The 4,629-nt window shown below is 67.9% G+C and carries 5 protein-coding genes; 2 read left to right on the forward strand and 3 right to left on the reverse strand.

The genetic code is table 11. The annotated features are described in order from the left end of the window. The 3 genes from J7E68_RS18700 to J7E68_RS18710 all read right to left on the reverse strand — a co-directional run. Positions 1-890 (reverse strand): NUDIX hydrolase (locus J7E68_RS18700; RefSeq protein ID WP_215175044.1); only part of this gene is annotated, 890 nt, incomplete at its 3' end. After that, positions 887-3,052 (reverse strand): RNA degradosome polyphosphate kinase, encoded by a 2,166-nt coding sequence (locus J7E68_RS18705; RefSeq protein WP_215175046.1) that lies wholly within the window; start codon positions 3,050-3,052, stop codon positions 887-889. The genes J7E68_RS18705 and J7E68_RS18700, both read right to left, overlap by 4 nt. Positions 3,053-3,106: 54 nt before the next feature. Continuing rightward, the gene (locus J7E68_RS18710; RefSeq protein WP_215175047.1) at positions 3,107-3,790 is read right to left on the reverse strand and encodes a response regulator transcription factor; all 684 of its coding nucleotides are present in this window, start codon (positions 3,788-3,790) and stop codon (positions 3,107-3,109) included. Between the two features lie 72 nt (positions 3,791-3,862). Between J7E68_RS18710 and J7E68_RS18715 the strand changes: the two genes are divergently transcribed. After that, positions 3,863-4,150 (forward strand): hypothetical protein, encoded by a 288-nt coding sequence (locus J7E68_RS18715; protein WP_215175048.1) that lies wholly within the window; start codon positions 3,863-3,865, stop codon positions 4,148-4,150. 166 nt (positions 4,151-4,316) lie between these two features. Further along, on the forward strand, positions 4,317-4,629 hold a 313-nt coding region (locus J7E68_RS18720), incomplete at its 3' end, for a heme-binding beta-barrel domain-containing protein (RefSeq protein WP_215175049.1).

Consider the following 4,629-nt stretch of genomic DNA (forward strand, 5'->3'; position numbering starts at 1 on the left):
TCGAGATCGGCCGCGCTGTTGACGTACGAGCCGCGGATGGTGCCGGTGGCGAGTGCGATCTCGGTCAGGATGCCCGGCAGCACCGGGCCATGGCTGCAGATGACGGCCGGCTTGCCCGAACGCACGCGGCGTCCGATCACCGAGCGCAGATCGTCGTGTCCGTCCTCCCAAGCGTCCTGGCTGATCTTCTCGGTCGTGACGAGCTTGCGATCGAGCGCCTTCCCGAGCGGTGCGACCGTCTGCACGCAGCGCACCGCATCGCTCGTGACGATCTTGCGCACGCCGAAGGCGCGCAAGGGGCCCACGATCGACTTCGCCTGCTCGAGTCCGCGGTCGGTCAGCGGGCGCTCGGCATCGGAGCCGTCCCAGTCCGACCGCGACCGGGCCTTCGCATGGCGCAGCGCGATGAGGGGGAAGGTGCGCAGTGCACCGTCGTCGACGAGCTTCGCGAAGAAGTCGAGGATCTCGAGGTCGACGGGGTAGCTCAGCCGCGAGCGCGCCTTCTTGAGGCTCGCCCATTCCACGGCCGCGATCTCTCTGTTCGGCACGAAGGTCGAGGCGCGGATGGCATCGGCGGTCGCCTCCGCTGCCCAGTAGTGCACGACCTTCTGCTTGCTGGAGGGCAGGTGATAGCGGCTCACACCCACCGGCACGCCGAGTGAGACGCGGATGCCGGTCTCTTCGTGCACCTCGCGCACGGCGGTCTCGGCCAGCATCTCTCCGGGGTCTACCTTGCCCTTCGGCAGGGTGATGTCACGGTACTTGGTGCGGTGGATCAGCAGGATCCGCAGCTTGCCGTCGATCACACGCCAGACGACGGCGCCGGCCGCATACACGGCCTTGTCCGTCCACTTCGACCGGGCCGCCTGGGCCGAGGACTGCGAGCTCATCGCACGGCCCGAGCGCGACGGCGCCGCTGGATCAACCCCATGGTCTTGTCCTGCAGGTCGATGAGGGGCTTGCCCTCGGCATCCTCTGCGTGCCTCGTCCACACTCCGTCGGCGCCGAGATGCCACGAGGTGGTCCCCGGGTCCATCGCGAGGTCGAAGAAATCGAGCAGGTCCTTCAGATGGGCGGGGTCGGTGACCCGCACGAGCGCCTCGACTCGGCGGTCGAGGTTGCGGTGCATCATGTCGGCGCTGCCGATGTACACCTGCGGATCGCCGTCGTTGTGGAACGCGAAGATGCGCGAGTGCTCGAGGTACCGGCCGAGGATGCTGCGCACGGTGATGTTGTCGCTGATCCCCTCGAGGTCGGTGCGGAGGCTGCAGATGCCGCGCACCCACACGTCGACCTTCACCCCGGCGGCACTCGCGCGGTACAGGGCGTCGATGACCTCTTCGTCGACCATCGAGTTCACCTTGATGCGGATGCCGGCAGGCTTGCCGTCCTCGGCGTTGCGGCGCTCGTGGTCGATCTGGCGCACGAGACCCTTGCGGAGGTGCAGCGGTGCGACGAGGAGCCGCTTGAACTTCTTCTCGATCGCATAGCCGCTGAGCTCGTTGAACAGGCGCGTGAGGTCTTTTCCGACCTGGGCGTCGGTGGTGAACAGGCCGAAGTCCTCGTAGATGCGGCTGGTCTTCGGGTTGTAGTTGCCCGTGCCGATGTGCGAGTAGTGGCGCAGCACGCCGTCCTCTTCGCGGATGACGAGGGCGAGCTTGCAGTGCGTCTTGAGGCCGACGAGGCCGTAGACGACGTGCACGCCCGCCTTCTCGAGCTTGCGCGCCCAGACGATGTTGTTGGCCTCGTCGAAGCGGGCCTTGACCTCGACCAGCGCCAGCACCTGCTTGCCGGACTCGGCGGCGTTGATCAGTGCCTCCACGATCGGGCTGTCACCCGAGGTGCGATAGAGCGTCTGCTTGATGGCGAGCACGTGCGGGTCGCGCGCCGCCTGCTCGAGGAACGACACGACGCTGGTGGTGAACGACTCGTACGGGTGGTGCACGAGCACGTCCGACTTGCGGATCGCCTTGAAGATGTCGGCCCGCGTGTTGCTCCCGGTGGGCTGGAAGGCCACAGCGGTGGTCGGCAGATGCGGCGGGTAGCGCAGGTCGGGGCGATCGATACGCGACAGGTCGAACAGACCGCGCAGATCGAGCGGCCCGGGCAGGCGGTAGATCTCCTGGTCGGTGATCTCGAGTTCGCGCACGAGGAGGTCCATCGTGACCTCGTCCATGTCGTCGGTGATCTCGAGGCGGATGGGCGGGCCGAAGCGGCGTCGCAGCAGCTCGGCCTCGAGCGCCTGGATGAGGTTCTCGCTCTCGTCCTCCTCGATCTCGACGTCCTCGTTGCGGGTGAGGCGGAACGCGTGGTGGTCGAGCACCTCCATGCCGGGGAAGAGGTCTCCGAGGTGGTTCGCGATGAGCTCTTCGAGCGTGAGGAAGCGCTTGATCTCGCCGGACCCGGGAACCTCGACGAACCGCGGCAGCATGGGTGGCACCTTGAGGCGCGCGAACTCCTGACGTCCGGTGCGGGCGTTGCGGATGCGGATCGCGAGGTTCAGCGACAGGCCGGAGATGTAGGGGAAGGGGTGCGCGGGGTCGACCGCGAGCGGCATCAGCACGGGGAAGACCTGCGCCCCGAAGTACTCGGAGAGCTTGGAGCGCTCGTCGTCGGTGAGCTCGGACCATTCGGTGATCTCGATGCCGGATTCGGCCAGCGCCGGACGCACGAGCGACTTCCAGGCATCGGCGTGACGCAGCTGCAGCGCGTGCGCCTCGCGGGCGATGTCGGCGAGGGCGTCTGCGGGGGAGCGGCCGATGTTGGTGGGGACCGCGAGGCCGGTGACGATGCGGCGCTTGAGACCGGCGACGCGCACCATGAAGAACTCGTCGAGGTTGCTGGCGAAGATCGCGGGGAAGTTCGCCCGCTCGAGCTCGGGCAGCGAGGGATCCTCGGCGAGTTCCAGCACACGCTGGTTGAAGGCGAGCCAGCTCAGCTCGCGGTCGAGGTAGCGGTGGTCGGGCAGGAGCGCGTCGGGGGACTCGATGGCATCGAAGTCGTCGTCTTCAGCGTCACCGAGACCAGCGTCGGCGAGAGCGGGATCGATCATGGGGTACATCTAAGCACCGTGAGGTGACGCTCGCGTGAACGGACGTCGCATCCGTCACAGTGTGGCGGGCACGGTCTCTTCGTCGTAGACGTTGAACCGGTAGCCGACGTTGCGCACGGTGCCGATGATCTGCTCCTGATCGCCGAGCTTCGCGCGGAGGCGCCTGACGTGCACGTCGACCGTTCGCGTGCCGCCGAAGTAGTCGTATCCCCACACCTCGCTGAGCAGCTGCTCGCGCGTGAAGACGCGGGAGGGATGCGTGGCGAGGAAGTGCAGCAGCTGGAACTCCTTGTACGTGAGATCGAGCGGGCGACCACGGAGCTTCGCCGAATACGACTGCTCGTCGATCGTGACGCCCGAGGCCTGCACGCGCGACGGCTCGGCGACCTCGTCGCGGCGGGCGAGGGCCAGTCTCACCCGCGCATCGGTCTCGGCAGGTCCTGCGGTGGAGAGAAGGACATCGTCGATTCCCCAGTCGCCCGAGAGCGCGCTCATGCCGCCCTCGGTGACGACCAGCAGCAGCGGAGCATCCTGTCCGGTCGCCCGCAGCAGGCGGCACAGCGACTTCGCACCGACGAGATCGGCGCGTCCGTCGACGATCACGATGTCGTAGTCGGGGGCGCTGACGAGTTGGGCGGGCTCCGCCGGGATCTGGCGCACTCGGTGGCTGAGCAGCTCGAGCGCGGGCAGGACCGGCTCGGACAACGGAGCATGGGTCAAGACCAGGACCTGGGCCACACGCACTCCTTCCGGACGGCGGGGGACGCCGTGCCGCAATGATACCGGGCGCGGATGGGTCACAATGGAGTCATGTCGGAACCAGCGCTCGCACCGCGTAATGCTTTCGTCGGCGTGCTCGTCGTCTGGGGGGTCGCCTTCGTCGCCGCCATCGCGGTCGGCATCTTCGTCGCCGAGGAGTGGCGCGTGCCGTGGCTGCTGGTCGCGTTCGGCGGCGTCGTGCTGCTGTCCTTCGCCGTGCAGCTCTGGTACGGACGCACGCAGGGCTTCATCTTCCGCGTGGCCGGCAGCGCGGTCGGCGCCCTGCTGCTGATGGGCGTGATCTCGGTCGGGTTCGGCCTGGCAGCCCTCGTCACCTGAACCGCGAACGAGACACCCGCGCGACCGGAGGGTAAAGTGGATGCCATGGACCTCATGGCGCTCGAACTCTTCTTCATCGGCCTTCTGGGCCTGGCGAGCCTCGCGATCGCCTTCGTCTCGGTCGTGGTGCTGCGCAACCTTTTCCGCGGCCAGCGCTGAGCGCACGATGCTCGAGCTGCCCACAGATCTCCCGGCCGACCTCGCGCCTCTGGCGTGGCTCGTCGGCGTCTGGGAAGGCACCGGGGTCATCGACTATCCGGTCGGCGAGGAGCGCCTGCAGGGCGAGTTCACCCATCGGGTGAGCTTCAGCCATGACGGCGGCCCCTTCCTGAACTACAGCGCGACCGCGACCTTCACCGGTGATGACGGCGCCGTCTCGATCCCGCTCGTGGCGGAGACGGGATTCTGGCGTCTCAGCCGCCCTGCCGCCGATTCCGACGCCGGGCCCGGCCTGCTGCCGCCTCTCGCCGACCCGGTCG

It is taken from the genome of Microbacterium sp. ISL-103, assembly GCF_018613995.1.
Taxonomy (GTDB): domain Bacteria; phylum Actinomycetota; class Actinomycetes; order Actinomycetales; family Microbacteriaceae; genus Microbacterium.

Excerpts from the sequence above, each read along its gene's own strand:
- J7E68_RS18715 (WP_215175048.1), top strand. The coding sequence starts at position 3,863 with ATGTCGGAACCAGCGCTCGCACCGCGTAATGCTTTCGTCGGCGTGCTC.
- J7E68_RS18705 (WP_215175046.1), bottom strand. The coding sequence starts at position 3,052 with ATGATCGATCCCGCTCTCGCCGACGCTGGTCTCGGTGACGCTGAAGAC.